The sequence below is a fragment of the Caenispirillum salinarum genome (assembly GCF_044803115.1).
Taxonomy (GTDB): domain Bacteria; phylum Pseudomonadota; class Alphaproteobacteria; order Rhodospirillales; family Rhodospirillaceae; genus Caenispirillum; species Caenispirillum salinarum_A.
On the sequence record NZ_CP085224.1, the window covers coordinates 163,866 to 178,339 of the forward strand.

At 68.7% G+C, this 14,474-nt stretch carries 15 protein-coding genes; 10 read left to right on the top strand and 5 right to left on the bottom strand.

The features are described 5' to 3' along the window. The first annotated feature begins 1 nt into the window (after nucleotide 1). Entirely contained in the window at nucleotides 2–1,354 is a 1,353-nt protein-coding gene (locus LG334_RS00750; RefSeq protein ID WP_404382351.1) for a heme biosynthesis protein HemY, read from the top strand. 114 nt (nucleotides 1,355–1,468) lie between these two features. Here LG334_RS00750 and hisB read toward each other — a convergent pair whose 3' ends face one another. Beyond that, complete coding sequence (gene hisB / locus LG334_RS00755; protein ID WP_404382353.1) at nucleotides 1,469–2,068, bottom strand: imidazoleglycerol-phosphate dehydratase HisB; 600 nt, start codon at nucleotides 2,066–2,068, stop codon at nucleotides 1,469–1,471. Nucleotides 2,069–2,247: 179 nt separating this feature from the next. Here hisB and LG334_RS00760 point away from each other — a divergent pair, with 179 nt between their 5' ends. Then, on the top strand, nucleotides 2,248–2,724 hold the full coding sequence (locus LG334_RS00760; RefSeq protein ID WP_404382355.1) for a helix-turn-helix domain-containing protein: 477 nt from the start codon (nucleotides 2,248–2,250) through the stop codon (nucleotides 2,722–2,724). Nucleotides 2,725–2,851: 127 nt separating this feature from the next. Here LG334_RS00760 and LG334_RS00765 read toward each other — a convergent pair whose 3' ends face one another. Then, on the bottom strand, nucleotides 2,852–3,028 hold the full coding sequence (locus LG334_RS00765; RefSeq protein ID WP_404382357.1) for a hypothetical protein: 177 nt from the start codon (nucleotides 3,026–3,028) through the stop codon (nucleotides 2,852–2,854). Nucleotides 3,029–3,285: 257 nt separating this feature from the next. Here LG334_RS00765 and hslV point away from each other — a divergent pair, with 257 nt between their 5' ends. After that, a complete protein-coding gene (gene hslV, locus LG334_RS00770) occupies nucleotides 3,286–3,837 on the top strand; it encodes an ATP-dependent protease subunit HslV (protein ID WP_404382359.1) in 552 nt (183 codons plus the stop codon). Then, a complete protein-coding gene (hslU, locus tag LG334_RS00775; RefSeq protein ID WP_404382361.1) occupies nucleotides 3,834–5,144 on the top strand; it encodes an ATP-dependent protease ATPase subunit HslU in 1,311 nt (436 codons plus the stop codon). The genes hslV and hslU overlap by 4 nt, the downstream gene beginning before the upstream one ends. A gap of 476 nt (nucleotides 5,145–5,620) precedes the next feature. Here hslU and LG334_RS00780 read toward each other — a convergent pair whose 3' ends face one another. Beyond that, nucleotides 5,621–6,820, bottom strand: coding sequence for a porin (locus LG334_RS00780; RefSeq protein WP_404382363.1), 1,200 nt, complete (start codon nucleotides 6,818–6,820; stop codon nucleotides 5,621–5,623). Nucleotides 6,821–7,105: 285 nt separating this feature from the next. On the opposite strand from LG334_RS00780, the gene LG334_RS00785 reads away from it, so the two are divergent. The 4 genes from LG334_RS00785 (at nucleotide 7,106) to holA (ending at nucleotide 11,943) form a co-directional block, all read left to right on the top strand. Then, nucleotides 7,106–7,690, top strand: coding sequence for a DUF3576 domain-containing protein (locus LG334_RS00785; protein ID WP_404382365.1), 585 nt, complete (start codon nucleotides 7,106–7,108; stop codon nucleotides 7,688–7,690). 70 nt (nucleotides 7,691–7,760) lie between these two features. Next, nucleotides 7,761–10,391, top strand: a complete 2,631-nt coding sequence (leuS, locus tag LG334_RS00790; protein ID WP_404382367.1) for a leucine--tRNA ligase — start codon at nucleotides 7,761–7,763, stop codon at nucleotides 10,389–10,391. After that, nucleotides 10,388–10,918 carry an LPS assembly lipoprotein LptE gene (lptE, locus tag LG334_RS00795; RefSeq protein ID WP_404382369.1) on the top strand — a complete coding sequence of 177 codons (531 nt, stop codon included), beginning with the start codon at nucleotides 10,388–10,390 and terminating at the stop codon, nucleotides 10,916–10,918. Before leuS ends, lptE begins: the two co-directional genes overlap by 4 nt. Then, complete coding sequence (holA, locus tag LG334_RS00800; protein WP_404382371.1) at nucleotides 10,915–11,943, top strand: DNA polymerase III subunit delta; 1,029 nt, start codon at nucleotides 10,915–10,917, stop codon at nucleotides 11,941–11,943. The genes lptE and holA overlap by 4 nt, the downstream gene beginning before the upstream one ends. Before the next feature lie 10 nt (nucleotides 11,944–11,953). Here the strand turns inward: holA and LG334_RS00805 are convergent, their stop codons facing one another. After that, nucleotides 11,954–12,592 (bottom strand): cation transporter, encoded by a 639-nt coding sequence (locus LG334_RS00805; protein ID WP_404382373.1) that lies wholly within the window; start codon nucleotides 12,590–12,592, stop codon nucleotides 11,954–11,956. Nucleotides 12,593–12,682: 90 nt separating this feature from the next. Between LG334_RS00805 and LG334_RS00810 the strand changes: the two genes are divergently transcribed. Then, nucleotides 12,683–13,123: a helix-turn-helix domain-containing protein gene (locus LG334_RS00810; RefSeq protein WP_404382375.1), complete on the top strand. Its 441-nt coding sequence runs from the start codon at nucleotides 12,683–12,685 to the stop codon at nucleotides 13,121–13,123. A 38-nt stretch (nucleotides 13,124–13,161) separates the two neighbouring features. Here LG334_RS00810 and LG334_RS00815 read toward each other — a convergent pair whose 3' ends face one another. Continuing rightward, nucleotides 13,162–13,848 (bottom strand): YggS family pyridoxal phosphate-dependent enzyme, encoded by a 687-nt coding sequence (locus LG334_RS00815; RefSeq protein WP_404382377.1) that lies wholly within the window; start codon nucleotides 13,846–13,848, stop codon nucleotides 13,162–13,164. 35 nt (nucleotides 13,849–13,883) lie between these two features. Here LG334_RS00815 and LG334_RS00820 point away from each other — a divergent pair, with 35 nt between their 5' ends. Then, the gene (locus LG334_RS00820) at nucleotides 13,884–14,474 is read left to right on the top strand and encodes a thiamine phosphate synthase (RefSeq protein WP_404382379.1); all 591 of its coding nucleotides are present in this window, start codon (nucleotides 13,884–13,886) and stop codon (nucleotides 14,472–14,474) included.

The following is a 14,474-nucleotide window of genomic DNA, read 5'->3' on the forward strand; positions in this document are numbered from 1 at the left end:
GATGCTACGGGTTCTCGGCTATATCGTTCTCGTCGCCCTGATCGTCGCCGGCGCCGTCTGGCTGGCGGAACGCCCGGGCGACGTGACCCTGGTCTGGCAGGGCTGGCGGGTGGACACCTCGGTGCCCATCCTGCTGCTGGCCGTCCTTGTGGTGGTGGCGATCATCTGGGCCATCCTGCGCATCCTGCGCGGCATCGGCGCCATTCCCGGCGTGGTGCGCGAAAGCGTGCGCGAAAAGCGCCGCAAGCGCGGCCTGTCGGCGCTGGGCAGCGGCTATGCCGCCGTCGCCGCCGGCGACGCCCGCCGGGCGCGCTCCTACGCCGGCGATGCGGAAAAGCTGCTCGACGCGCCGCAGGCGACGCGCCTCCTGGCCGCCCAGGCGGCCCTGCTGTCCGGCGACGGCGACGATGCCCGCAAGCGCTTCGAGGCGCTGCTCGACGACTCCGACACCGAACTGCCCGCCCTGCGCGGCCTGATGGACCAGGCGCTGGCGTCGGGCGACCGCGTGCGGGCGCGCGACTACGCCGAGCGCGCCTTCGCCAAGGGCCGCCCCGCCTGGGCCGGCGAAACCCTGTTCAACCTGCAGGCCGGCAACGGCGAGTACGAGGCCGCCCAGGGCACGCTGGACGCCGGCGCCAAGGCGGGCATCTTCACCGGCGAGCGCCTGAACACCCTGCGCGCCACCCTCCTCATCGCCCGCGCCGAAGGGGCCCTGGCCAACGGCGCCCTGTGGGAAGGCGTAAAGCTCGCCAAGCAGGCCCACGAGAGGGACCCCGGCTTCGTGCCCGCCGCCATGCTGCTGGCCCGCGCCTACAAGCAGGACAACAAGGAGCGCAAGGCCGCCCACGTCATCGAGACCACCTGGAAGCGCAGCCCGCACCCCGACCTGGGCGCGGCCTATCTGGCGCTGTTCGAGGAGGAGGGGGCGCTCAAGCGGTCCAAGCGGGCCGACGCGCTGGCGCAGGTCAACCCCGAGGCGCGGGAAAGCCGCCTGCTGTCGGCCGAGGCCGCCCTGGACGCCGAACTGTGGGGCCAGGCCCGCGCCAAGCTCAAGCCGCTGGCGGAAGAGCCCGTCGGACCCCGCTTCGCCCGCCTGATGGCGCGCGTGGAAGAGGGCGAGATGAACGACACGAAGGCCGCCCTGGACTGGCTGAAGCGCGCCGCCGACAACGCCGCCAGCGGCGACCGCTCCGCCGTGCCGCCGCACTGGCAGTGCGAGAGATGCAGCCATGTGCCGCCGCAGTGGGCGCCCACCTGCCCGGCCTGCGGCACCTTCGCCTCGGTCACCTGGCAGGGACCGGCGCGGGCGCTGGTGCCGGTCAGCCAGCCGGCCTCGGCCGCCTCGGCCGCCTGAGCGCCGGTCACCGCGACGTCACACCGCACTACCGTGTGACAAGATGAAAAAACCGCCGCGCCGGAGCCCCGGTGCGGCGTTTTCCCTGTCAGACTGGTCGACGGTGGCAGGCCGTCAGAGCGAGCCGCCCAGCACGCCCTTGGTGGACGGCACGGCGTCCACGGCCCGTGGGTCGATTTCCACCGCCTGGCGCAGGGCGCGGGCCAGGGCCTTGTAGCAAGTTTCAATGATATGGTGGTTGTTCTCGCCATAACGGTTTGCAACATGCAACGTGATGCCCCCCGTCTGGGCCAGCGCGGCGTACCATTCCTTGAACAGTTCCGTGTCGAAGTCGCCCAGTTTGTCGCGCGTGAAGGCCACCTTCCACACAAGGTAGGGGCGGTTCGACAGGTCAAGCGAGACCTCGGTGGAGGTCTCGTCCATGACGATCACCTGGCTCCCGTAACGGCGGATTCCCTTGCGATCACCGAGCGCCTTGGTCAACGCCATGCCGATGGCCAGCCCCGTGTCCTCCACCGTGTGATGGAAGTCGATGTGGATGTCGCCCTTGGCGCGCACGGTGAGGTCGATGAGACTGTGGCGCGAGAATTGCTCAAGCATGTGGTCGAGGAAGCCGATTCCGGTGGACACGTCGTACTGCCCGGTCCCGTCCAGGTTCAGGCTGACACTGATTTCGGTTTCCTTGGTGACACGATCGACGGACGCTTTACGCATGTCGCGAGGGTATCCTTCATGACTTTGAATGCATTAGACGGCGGTTCAGACTTGAAAACTGCACGTCTTGAGCGTTGGTGCGGTTGTGAAACAACTGGAGCCGCAAACCGGGGCGCGATATCTTGACAGCGCTCCGGTTAGCATAGATCGGACCTCATGATTTACAACGGTGTATCGCTGTGACGCAGAACCAAAAGCCTTTTGAAAAACGCCGGCAGCCCATTACGGCCAAGGAATATGGGCCCGACCCGGTCGATGTGCACGTAGGCAGCCGCCTGCGGCTTCGCCGGACCCTTCTGGGCCTCAGCCAGGAACAGCTCGCCGCTGCCGTCGGCGTGACGTTCCAGCAGATCCAGAAGTACGAACGCGGCTCCAACCGTGTCTCGGCCTCGCGCCTGTACGACATCGCGCGCGTCATGGGCGTGCCGATCCAGTACTTCTTCGAGGACATCGACGACCAGGTCACCGGCAAGCGCCCCACCCAGAACCTGCCTGCCATGGCCGGCCTGGCGGAAATGCCGCAGGCGCCGTTCGAGCAGGACCCCATGAAGAAGAACGAGACGCTGGAACTGGTCCACGCCTACTGGCGCCTGCCCAGCGACGAGCAGCGCGAAGCCATTCTGAAGATGCTGAAGGCCGTCGGCCGCCGCGACTGATCGGTTTCCGCCGCACCCGGCGTCAAGGCCACGGCGGGTGACGGGCAGATCGGCCGGGATCGGGGATGATCATCATCCTCTGGGCATGGGGTCCCGCGCCGGACGCCTCGCGGACAGGTGCAGCCGGTCAGCGGTGCGCCGTCTTGGAACCAGTCGCGGAGTCAGGCGTCACGGACTCGCGCGCTTGCAGAAGATGCGTCACGCATTCGGTCTGTCCGGCCTCTCGCGCCGCCTTGACGACCATCGTGATCATCTCGCGCAGGTTTGCCGGGCTGATGCCGCCGCTGCTGGATGCTCTCGCCACCGTTGCTCCCCACCAGGATCAGCGGAGCCGCGCGGGCGCCGCGTGATACACGGAATACGTATCTCTTAACCCATAGGAATACCTTTGCTTTCGGGGCGTGGCAACCGAAAAGCGCGTGGCCGTGATTTGAATGTTATGATTGCAGTGACGCCTCGGCAGGGTTGACCGCGGGCCCGCATCTTCCCATCTTCCGGCTCATTCCTAGCCACGGCCCCCGTCCGGGCGGCCGTTCGGACCCACCAACCGCAGCGGGTTCCATGAGCCAAGATTCTTCCGACATCATCTGGCACGGCACCACCATTTTGTCCGTGCGCAAGAACGGCCGCGTCGTCATTGCCGGCGACGGGCAGGTTTCCTTCGGCAACACGGTCATGAAGGCCAACGCGCGCAAGGTCCGGCGTTTGGGCGACGGCAGTGTCATCGCGGGATTCGCCGGCGCCACGGCCGACGCCTTCACCCTGTTCGAACGCCTGGAAGCCAAGCTGGAGCAGCATCCCGGCCAGCTTACGCGCGCCTGCGTGGAGCTTGCCAAGGACTGGCGCACCGACCGCTATCTGCGCCGGCTGGAGGCCATGATGGCCGTCGCCGACGCCGATGTCTCGCTGGTGCTGACGGGCAACGGCGACGTGCTGGAGCCCGAGGACGGGCTGATCGGCATCGGCTCGGGCGGCGCGTTTGCCCTGTCGGCCGCCCGCGCGCTGGTCGACGTGGACGGGATGGAGGCCGAGGACATCGCCCGCAAGGCCATGAAGATCGCCGGCGACATCTGCATCTACACCAACGACAACCTGACGGTGGAAGCGCTATGACCAGTTTCTCCCCCCGCGAAATTGTTTCGGAGCTGGACCGTTTCATCGTCGGCCAGGGCGAGGCCAAGCGCGCCGTCGCCATCGCGCTGCGCAACCGCTGGCGCCGTCAGCAGTTGCCCGAGGGCCTGCGCGAGGAAGTGCTGCCCAAGAACATCCTGATGATCGGGCCGACCGGCGTCGGCAAGACGGAAATCGCGCGACGGCTCGCCAAGCTGGCGCAGGCGCCCTTCCTGAAGGTGGAGGCGACCAAGTTCACCGAGGTGGGCTATGTGGGCCGCGACGTGGAAAGCATCGTCCGCGACCTGGTGGAAATCGCCATCAACGACACCCGCGACCGCATGCGCAAGTCCGTCACCGCCAAGGCCGAACTGAACGCCGAGGAACGGGTCATCGACGCGCTGGTCGGCCAGAACGCCAGCAAGGAGACGCGGCAGAAGTTCCGCAAGATGCTGCGCGAGGGCGAGCTGAACGACCGCGAGATCGAGGTCATGGTGCAGGACACCGGTGCCGGCCAGCTGCCCACCATGGACATCCCCGGCATGCCGGGCGCCCAGATGGGGATGCTCAACCTCAACGACCTGTTCGGCAAGGCCTTCGGCGGCCGCCAGAAGCCGCGCAAGATGCACGTACGCGACAGCTATGACGTGCTGGTGCGCGAGGAAAGCGACAAGCTTCTGGACGAGGAAGAGGTCACGCGCGAGGCCATCGAATCGGTGCAGAACAACGGCATCGTCTTCCTGGACGAGATCGACAAGATCACCACGCGCTCCGACGCCCGCGGCGGCGACGTCTCGCGCGAGGGCGTGCAGCGCGACCTGCTGCCGCTGATCGAGGGCACGACAGTCGCCACCAAGCACGGCACCGTGAAGACCGACCACATCCTGTTCATCGCCTCGGGCGCGTTCCACCTTGCCAAGCCGTCGGACCTGCTGCCCGAGCTTCAGGGCCGGCTGCCCATCCGCGTGGAGCTGAAGGCGCTGACCAAGGACGACTTCAAGCGCATCCTGACCGAGCCCGAGGCCAGCCTCATCAAGCAGTACAAGGCGCTGATGGAGACCGAAGGGCTGACGCTGGATTTCCACGACGACGCCATCGACGCCATCGCGGGGCTGGCCGCCGACATCAACAAGTCGGTGGAAAACATCGGCGCCCGCCGCCTGCACACGGTGATGGAGCGCCTGCTGGAAGAGATCAGCTTCACGGCCTCCGACCGCACCGGTGAAACCGTACCCATCACGCCCGACCTGGTGCACGAGCGTGTCGGCGGACTGGCCGAGAAGGGCGACCTGAGCAAGTTCATCCTCTGACCATTGCACCGTCAAGACGCGGCGAAGGCCGGTGCCCAAAGGGGTGCCGGCCTTTTTCGTGCGAAAGGGTGCGGCCGGGGCCGCGCGGGCCGCTGCCCGTACCCGCTTGCAAGACACGGCCTTCAAACCCATCCGTTTTTTCGGAACGAGACCGAGGAGGCCGCCCGCAACGGTGATCGAGATTTCCCGAGGCGCCAACGAATCACCGGCCTGGGCGCGTGCCGCGCGCAGGAAGCGGAGCCCTGGGGCCGCCGCCCCCGGCGGCGCGGCGGCCCCAGGGCCGGGGACGTCCTTTGCCTTCGGCAGCCGGCTGCCGCCCGCGCGTCGGGCAAACGGGATCGCCACGGGAAAGCCACGCCCCCAGGGAACGAAAAACGGGCGCCTCCGTCAGAGGCGCCCGTTTCCGTCATGCCGGAAAGGAAAAGGGAGCGGCGAATGCCGCTCCCTTCCCTTGACCGTACTGTAGCAGCCTTCGATTAGAAGGACAGCTGCAGACCGACCACGGCGCCAGTGCCGTCAGTGTCGGTGCTGGCGGTGGTGGTGACGCCGCCGACGGTGGTGGTGGCTTCGGTCTCGCTCTCGGCCCAGAAGACCGAGCCGGCGAGCGTGATGCCCGGACCCAGGTCGTAGGTGCCGTTCAGGTTCAGCTGCTGGTAGTCGCTATCAGCCGACGCGGTGGCGCCAACAGCGGAGCCAGCCAGCTCGGCATTCGTGGCGCTGTAGGTCAGCGACACGCCGTACGGACCGACGGTGTAGCCCGCGCCGATGTCCCAGGCGTAAGCGTCCTCGTCGTAGCTGGTCAGAGCCACGCCACCGATGGTGCCGGTGTTGGCACCCGTCAGGTTGTCGGTTTCCAGGTAGGAACCGCCGAACTGGAAGCCGGCGTAGCTCAGCACGAGGCCGGCGCGCCAGCGCTTCAGGTCCTCGAAGTCCTGGCCACCCACGACGTCATCGGCAGTCTGCTGCTCGTAGGCAACGTCCGCGCCGATGCCGACGCCGGAGAACTCGCCGTTGTAGGCGATGGCGGCCTGGAGGCCGTCGTGCGTCTCGCGGGTGGTGGCGCTGGTCTGAACGTTGTTGTTCAGCAGGGCCGAGCCCGGGGTCGGGGTGTAGGTCACACCAGCCGAGAAGCCGGCCAGAGACGGCGTGACGTAGCTGATCGACGCATCGTCAGCGGACCAGGTGGTCTCGTTGCTATTGAAGCGGCCCATGCCCGGAGCCTGACCGGTCCAGTCCTCGACGTCACCCTTGGCGAGACCGAAGGCCGGAGCGACGTGGGCCAGACGGCCACCGACGCCGTTCACTTCACCGGCGGTGATGCGACCGAAGGCACCTTCGATGTAGGCATACTGCTCGTCAGCGACAGCGGCGCCCTGAACAACCTCAGCCTCGAGCTGGATCACGGCACCGACGGTCAGGCCGTTGTCCAGGGTGGTGGCGCCGGTGAAGTACACCTCGGTGTCGGTGTCGATGCCGGTGGTGTTCAGGTCAGTACCGGCGGTGTCGTCGAACGACGTGACGCCGAAGTACTGCTCCATCTTACCGCCGATGCCGAGCTGGATCTGCTCCTGGGCCATGGCCGGAGCGGAGATGGCAGCCGCGGCGATCAGCGCGGAGGTGCCAAGCAGGACCTTCTTCATGATGTCTTCCTCTTCTCTCGCAAATCGAGTTTGCAAAGCCGAAACTGAATTGTCCGCCGGGGGACCCCCATGGAGGTTTCTCCTCAGCGGCTACGGTGGACAATTAGCCACGAGGTATGAGAAAGGTCAATTCGCCGATCCGGAGAAACGTGTTCTTTTCTGCACACTGTGGCAGACCTGCAACAACCTAACCGGCCAGTCGGCTCTCGCGCCCTTGCCGCGCGCGCGGTATATATATAAAGGTGGCCGACGCGGTCGCCGGACCCGCAATCGGGGCCGGCCGCCGTCGCGCACCGCCTGTCGCATGATGAGAGAGAGTTCATGAAGACCACGTTCAGCGCCCGCCGCCGCACCCCCGCCGTCCGCAGCGCCCTGGTGTCGCTGGCCGCCGTGGTGGCGCTCGCCGCCTGCAGCCAGACCGAGGCGGTGTTCCCCCAGGACAAAAAGGTCCGCAAGAATCCCGGCGGCGTGTACGAGATGACCACGGCCCGCGAGGACCTGGAGAACCGGGACACTGTCTTCGGTGAGGGCGGGCTGCTGTTCGGCGGCGACAAGGGTGCCAACGGCGGCGGCACCGGCATCGGCGTCAATGCCTGGCTGTGGCGCGCGACCCTGGACACCGTGTCGTTCATGCCGCTGGTCAGCGCCGATCCGTTCGGCGGCGTCATCATCACCGACTGGTACGCCGACCCCGCCACCCCCGGCGAGCGCTTCAAGGCCAATGCCTACATCCTGGGCCGCGAGCTGCGCGCCGACGGCCTGAAGGTCACCGTCTTCCGCCAGGTCCGCGACCCGCAGGGCGGCGGCTGGGTGGACGCGCCGGTCGCGCCGGGCGTCGCCACCGAGCTTGAAGACGCCGTTCTGATGCGCGCCCGCGAACTGCGCATGGCCTCCAACGAAGGCTGACCGGCGCCGGCCGCGCCGGTTTTTCCGCGCCCCACACGTTCCCCACAGACGCAAGCAGGAAGTTGCCACGATGTCGCGTCCCGACGACCGCTACACCGTCAAGGAAACCGAGGAAAAGTGGCAGAAGGTCTGGGACGACCGCGGCTGCTTCACCGCCACCGAGGACCCGGACAAGGCCAAGTACTACGTACTGGAGATGTTCCCGTATCCGTCGGGGCGAATCCACATGGGGCACGTGCGCAACTACACGCTGGGCGACGTGGTGGCCCGCGCCAAGCGCGCCCAGGGCCATGCGGTGCTGCACCCCATGGGCTGGGACGCCTTCGGCCTGCCGGCGGAAAACGCCGCCATCGAGCGCGGCGTGCATCCGGGCAAGTGGACGCGCGAGAACATCAAGGCCATGCGCGACCAGTTCAAGCCCATGGGCCTGTCCATCGACTGGAGCCGGGAAATCTCCACCTGCGAGCCGGAATACTACCGGCACGAGCAGAAGATGTTCCTGGATTTCCTGAAGGCCGGCCTCGCCTACCGCAAGAAAAGCTGGGTGAACTGGGACCCGGTGGAAAACACGGTGCTCGCCAACGAGCAGGTGATCGACGGCAAGGGCTGGCGCTCGGGCGCGCCCGTGGAACGCCGCGAGCTGAACCAGTGGTTCCTCAAGATCACCCACTACGCCGACGACCTTCTGGCCGCGCTGGACGACCTGCCGCGCTGGCCGGAGAAGGTCCGGACCATGCAGCACAACTGGATCGGCAAGTCGGAAGGCGCGCGGGTCAGGTTCGACATCGTGGCGCAGCCGGCGGGCAAGCTGGCCTACGACCTGCCGCACGTCGAGGTGTTCACCACCCGGCCCGACACGCTGTTCGGCGCCAGCTTCGTCGCCCTGTCGCCGCACCACCCGCTGACGGCGGCGCTGGCCGAGCGTGACCCGAAGCTCAAGGACTTCATTGCCGAATGCGACCGCATCGGCACCTCGGAAGAGGCCATCGAGACGGCCGAGAAGAAGGGCTACGACACCGGCCTGACGGTGCGCCACCCGCTGGACCCGTCGTGGGAGCTGCCGGTGTGGGTGGCGAATTTCGTGCTCATGCAGTACGGCACCGGCGCCATCTTCGCCTGCCCCGGCCACGACCAGCGCGACATGGACTTCGCGCGCAAGTACGACCTGCCGGTCAAGGCCGTCGTCGCGCCCGCCGATGCCGATGTCGAGACCTTTTCGCGCGAGATGGCGGTGCACGCCACCGAGGCCTACACCGACCCCGGCATCGCCGTGAACTCGGGCTTCCTGGACGGCATGGAGACGGACGCCGCCAAGCGCGCCGCCATCGAGAAGCTGGAGACGCTGGACAAGGGCACCGGCACCATCCAGTTCCGCCTGCGCGACTGGGGCGTTTCCCGCCAGCGCTACTGGGGCTGCCCCATCCCCATCATCCACTGCGAGAGCTGCGGCGCCGTGCCCGTGCCCGAGGACCAGCTGCCCGTGGAACTGCCCGAGGATGTCTCCTTCGACAAGCCGGGCAACCCGCTGGACCATCACCCGACCTGGAAGCACGTGGACTGCCCCGCCTGCGGCAAGGCGGCCCGACGCGAGACGGACACCTTCGACACCTTCTTCGAGTCGTCGTGGTACTTCGCCCGATTCGCCGACCCGACCAACGACGCGCTCGGCTTCTCGAAGGAGCGCGCGGACCACTGGCTGCCCGTCGACCAGTACATCGGCGGCATCGAGCACGCGGTGCTGCACCTGCTGTACTCGCGCTTCTTCACGCGCGCGCTGCGCGATTGCGGCTATCTGTCGGCGGCGGAACCCTTCGCCGGCCTGTTCACCCAGGGCATGATCAACCACGAGACCTACAAGGACCCGAACGGCAAGTGGGTCGAGCCGGGCGATGTGGAAAAAACCCCCGACGGCACGGCCAAGCGCCTCTCCGACGGTGCGCCCATCACCGTGGGCCGGTCGGAGAAGATGTCCAAATCGAAGAAGAACACCGTCGATCCGACCCACATCATCGACACCTACGGCGCCGACGCCGCACGCCTGTTCATGCTGTCCGACAGCCCGCCGGACCGCGACCTGGACTGGTCGGACGCCGGCATCGAGGGCGCCTGGCGCTACCTCAACCGCCTGTGGCGCCTGGCCGTGGCGTCCGAGTTGGACCTGGGGCCGGCCGTGCCCGGCGGCCCCTCGCCCGAGGGAGCGGCCGACGAGTCGCTGGCGCTGGTCAAGGCCGCCCACAAGACCATCGACGGCGTGACGGCCGACCTGGAGGCCCTTCGCTTCAACACCGTCGTCGCCCGCGTGCGCGAACTGACCAACGCCGTCGCCGATGCGGTCAAGGACGGCAAGGCCGACCCCGCCGCCGTCCGGTTCGGTCTGGAAACGGTGGTGCGGCTGCTCAACCCGCTGACGCCGCACATCGCCGAGGAGATCTGGCAGCGCCTGGGCCACGACACCATCCTGGCGGAAACGCCCTGGCCCAAGGCCGACCCGTCCATGCTGGTGGACGACACCGTCACGCTGGCCGTGCAGGTCAACGGCAAGCTGCGCGGCACCATCGAGGTGCCGAAGGACTGCCCCAAGGACGAGGCCGAAAAGCTGGCGCTCGACCTGCCCAACGTGCAGGCACAACTGGGCGGCAAGCCGCCGCGCAAGGTGATCGTCGTGCCCGGCAAGATCGTCAACGTGGTGGCGGCGAAATGAGCGGCCGAGTCCTGACCACGCGCCGCGCCCTGCTGCGCGGCGCCGGGGCGGCGGGCCTGGCGCTCGCCACCGCGGCCTGCGGCTACCAGCCCATGTACGGGGGCGGCGCCCGCAACGGCATGGCGTCGCGCCAGTTGGCGGCGATCCGCGTCGGCATCGCGGGCGACCGCATCGGCCAGATCATGCGCACCGAGATCGAGCGCCAGGTGGCGGCGGCGGGGCGGAACGTGCCCAAGGTCTACAACCTCAGCTTCTCGGCCGACCTGACCAGCACGGAGGTCGGCATCCGCAAGGACGCCACCGCAACCCGCGCCAACGTCTTCTACACCGTCGACTACGAACTGACGCGCGACGGCGAGCGGGTGCTGCAGAAGACGGCGCGGTCCATCGCCAGCTACAACATCCTGGACGACCAGTACGCCGCCATCGTCTCGCGCGAGGATGCCGAGCGCCGGGCCGCCGAGGACGTCGCCCGCCAGATCGTCAACCGCCTGTCCACGTACTTCGTGGAGCAGGGGGAGGCGTGAAGCTCAGCGGCGGGCGCATCGAGGCCTTCGTCGCCCGGCCCGATCCCAAGGTCCGGGTGGTGCTGGTCTACGGCCCGGACACCGGCCTTGTGCGCGAGCGCGTGGACAAGCTGACCCGCGCCGTCGTCGATGACCCGTCCGACCCCTTCCGCGTCGCCGACCTGACCGCCGCGACGCTCAAGGAAGACCCGTCGCGCCTGGTCGACGAGGCCGCCGCCATGGCGTTGACCGGCGGCCGGCGCGTCGTGCGCCTGCGCGACGCCGCCGACGCCGTCACCGCCCGCGTGAAGCCGTTCATCGAGGACCCCAAGGGAGATTCGCTGGTCATCCTCCAGGCCGGCGACCTGGGCAAGTCGTCGTCGCTGCGCAAGCTGTGCGAGGGCGCCGACATCGCCGCGGCCCTGCCCTGCTACGCCGACGAGGGCGCCGGGCTGGAAACGGTGGTGCGCGACACCCTGGGGGCGGCGGGCCTGCGGACCTCGCCCGACGCCATGGCCTTCCTGCTCTCGCACCTGGGGGGCGACCGGCAGCTCACCCGCGCCGAGCTGGAAAAGCTGGTGCTCTACAAGGGTGCGGCCGGCGGCGAGGTGACGCTGGAGGACGCGGCGGCCTGTGTCGGCGACTCGGCGTCGCTCGGCCTGGACGACCTGAGCAATGCCGTCGCCGACGGCGACATCGCCGGCACCCAGCGCATGCTCGACCGCCTGTTCCGCGAAGGCACCAACCCGGTGCAGATCCTGCGCATGGTGCAGCGCCATTTCCAGCGCCTGCACCTGGCGGTCGGCGCCGTGGAGGCCGGCAAGAGCCCCGAGGCGGCCATGAAGTCGCTCCGCCCGCCGGTGTTCTTCAAGGTCGCCAACCGCTTCCAGGGCCAGATGCGGCGCTGGACCGTGCCGCTGATCGGGCAGGCCCTGGACCTGCTGCTGGAGGCGGAAATCGACTGCAAGTCCACCGGGCTGCCGGCCGAGGAAATGTGCGCCCGCGCGCTGATGCAGGTGGCCCGCGCGGCCGGACGGCGGCGCTGATCCGGCGGGGCTATTCCGCCGGCGCCGAGGCCGTGGCGGCATCCGCCAGTTCACGGCGGGCCTGGCCGATGATCTGGACCGACGACCACAGGAACAGCCCCGCCATGATCGCCGCGACGATCACGTCCGGCCAGCCGGTGCCGGTGGCCCAGACGCCGCTGGCGGCCAGCATCACGGCCACGTTGCCGATGGCGTCGTTGCGGCTGCACAGCCACACCGAGCGCACGTTGGCGTCGCCGTTGCGCCAGCGCATCAGCAGAAGCACGCTGCCCAGGTTGGCCACCAGGGACAGGAAGCCGATGGCGCCCATCACCGGCGCCTCCGGGGTGCCCAGCACCGTGACGCGATAGAGGGTGCTGCCCAGTACCCAAAGGCCAATGATCGACAGGCTGATGCCCTTCACCAGCGCCGCCTTGGCCCGCACGGTCGCCGCCATGCCGATGACGGCGAGGCTGATGCCGTAGGTCGCCGAATCGCCCAGGAAATCCAGCGCGTCGGCCTGCAACGCCTGGGACCGGGCCGCCAGGCCGGCCGCCATTTCGACGACGAACATGGTGGCGTTGATGGCGATGACGGCCCACAACACGCGGCGATAGGCGCGCGACGTGCCGTCGAAACGGGCGTTGGTGCCGCAGCATTGACCGGCCATGGTCGGTTCCTCACGGGTTCACGGGTTTGATCTTCATAGCCCGCACCCTAAATTCTCTAGTCGCTATAGCTTCAAGCGGAAAATGCGACCATGTCCGATCCCACGTTCTCCATCGGCCGGCTGGCGCGGGCCAGCGGCTGCAAGGTTCCGACCATCCGCTATTACGAGCAGGTGGGCCTCATGCCGCCGCCGGCGCGCACGGCCGGCAACCACCGGGTCTACACCGACCGCCACGCCGAGCGCCTGACCTTCATCCGCCATGCGCGCGACCTGGGATTCCCGCTCGACGACATCCGCGACCTGCTGGGGCTGACGGAAACGCCGGCGGCATCCTGCGCCGAGGCCGATCGCATCGCCCGCCGGAACCTGGAGTCGGTGCGCCACCGCATCCAGCGGCTCAAGCTTCTGGAAGCCGAACTGGAGCGCATGACGGAGCATTGCGAATGCGGAACGGTCGACCGGTGCCGCGTGATCGAGATCCTGTCCGATCACGACAAGTGCCTGGCCGACGATCATCCACCGACGCCCTGATGCGGCGGCCGCGACGGCCTCCCCTGCCCGCCCCGCTCCTACCCTTTCGTCGGACGGTGCCCGAATACCGCGGTGCCGACGCGAACATGGGTCGCGCCCAGCGCGATCGCCGTCGGGTAGTCGTCGCTCATGCCCATGGACAGGACCGGCAGGCCGTTGCGGCGGGCGATCTCGCGCAGCAGGGCGAAATGCAGGGCCGGTTCCTCGTCCACCGGCGGAATGCACATGACGCCGCGCACCTCCAGGCCGAACTCGTCCCGGCAGCGGGCGATGAAGGCGTCGGCGTCCTCGGGGTCGATGCCGGCCTTCTGGGGCTCCTTGCCGGTGTTGATCTGCACCAGAACGGGGACGCGGCGGCCCTGCTTGTCCATCTCGGCGGCGAGCACTTTGGCGATCTTCTCGCGGTCGACGCTCTCGATCACATCGAACAGCGCCACGGCGTCGCCCGCCTTGTTGGACTGCAACGGGCCGATCAGGTGCAGTTCCACGTCGGGAAACCGCTCCTTCAGGGCCGGCCACTTGCCCTGCGCCTCCTGCACGCGGTTCTCGCCGAAGACGCGGTGGCCGGCCTGAAGCACCGGCACGATGCGATCCGCCCCGTGCACCTTGGAGACGGCCACGAGCGTCACCGCGCCCTCGGGGCGGGCGGCGTCGCTTTCGGCCTTGGCGATGGCCTCCTTCACCTCGGAAAGGGCGGCGGCGGAATCGAAATCGTCAGCGGTCATGGCGCGGGATCGGGTCCGTGGCTAGGATCAGGGGCATGAAGACCCGCACCTTAGCAAGCCGCAGCGCCGGCGCAAAGACGCGCCGCGCCCCCACCCTGACCGTCACCGACACGCGCCGCATGCCCGACCCGGCGGCGGCGGCGGCGGCGCTGCCGCGCGGTGCGGCCATCGTCTTCCGCCACTACGACGCGCCGAACCGCGAAGCCCTGGGCGTGCGCCTCGCCGCCGTCTGCCGGCGGCGCGGGATCACGCTTCTGGTGGCCGGCGACTGGCGCCTGGCCGCACGACTGGGAGCAGACGGCCTGCACCTGCCCGAGGGCCTGGCCCGCCACGGCGTCCTCTCCCCCGCCCTTGCGTGGCGGCGGCGGACGGGGGGCCTGCTCGCCGTCGCCGCCCACGACCGGGGCGCCTTGGCCGTGGCCGCCCGCCTGAAGGCCGATGTCGCCCTGCTGTCGCCGGTGTTCCCGACGTCCAGCCATCCCGGCGCCGCCACCCTCGGCCCCTGGCGGGCGAGTCTGTGGACGCGCGAAGCCCCGGTGCCGGTGCTGGCGCTCGGCGGCATGAACCCGCACCGCATGCGGCGGCTGGCCGGTGTGGCCGGATGGGCCGGCACCGGCCTCGCCTGA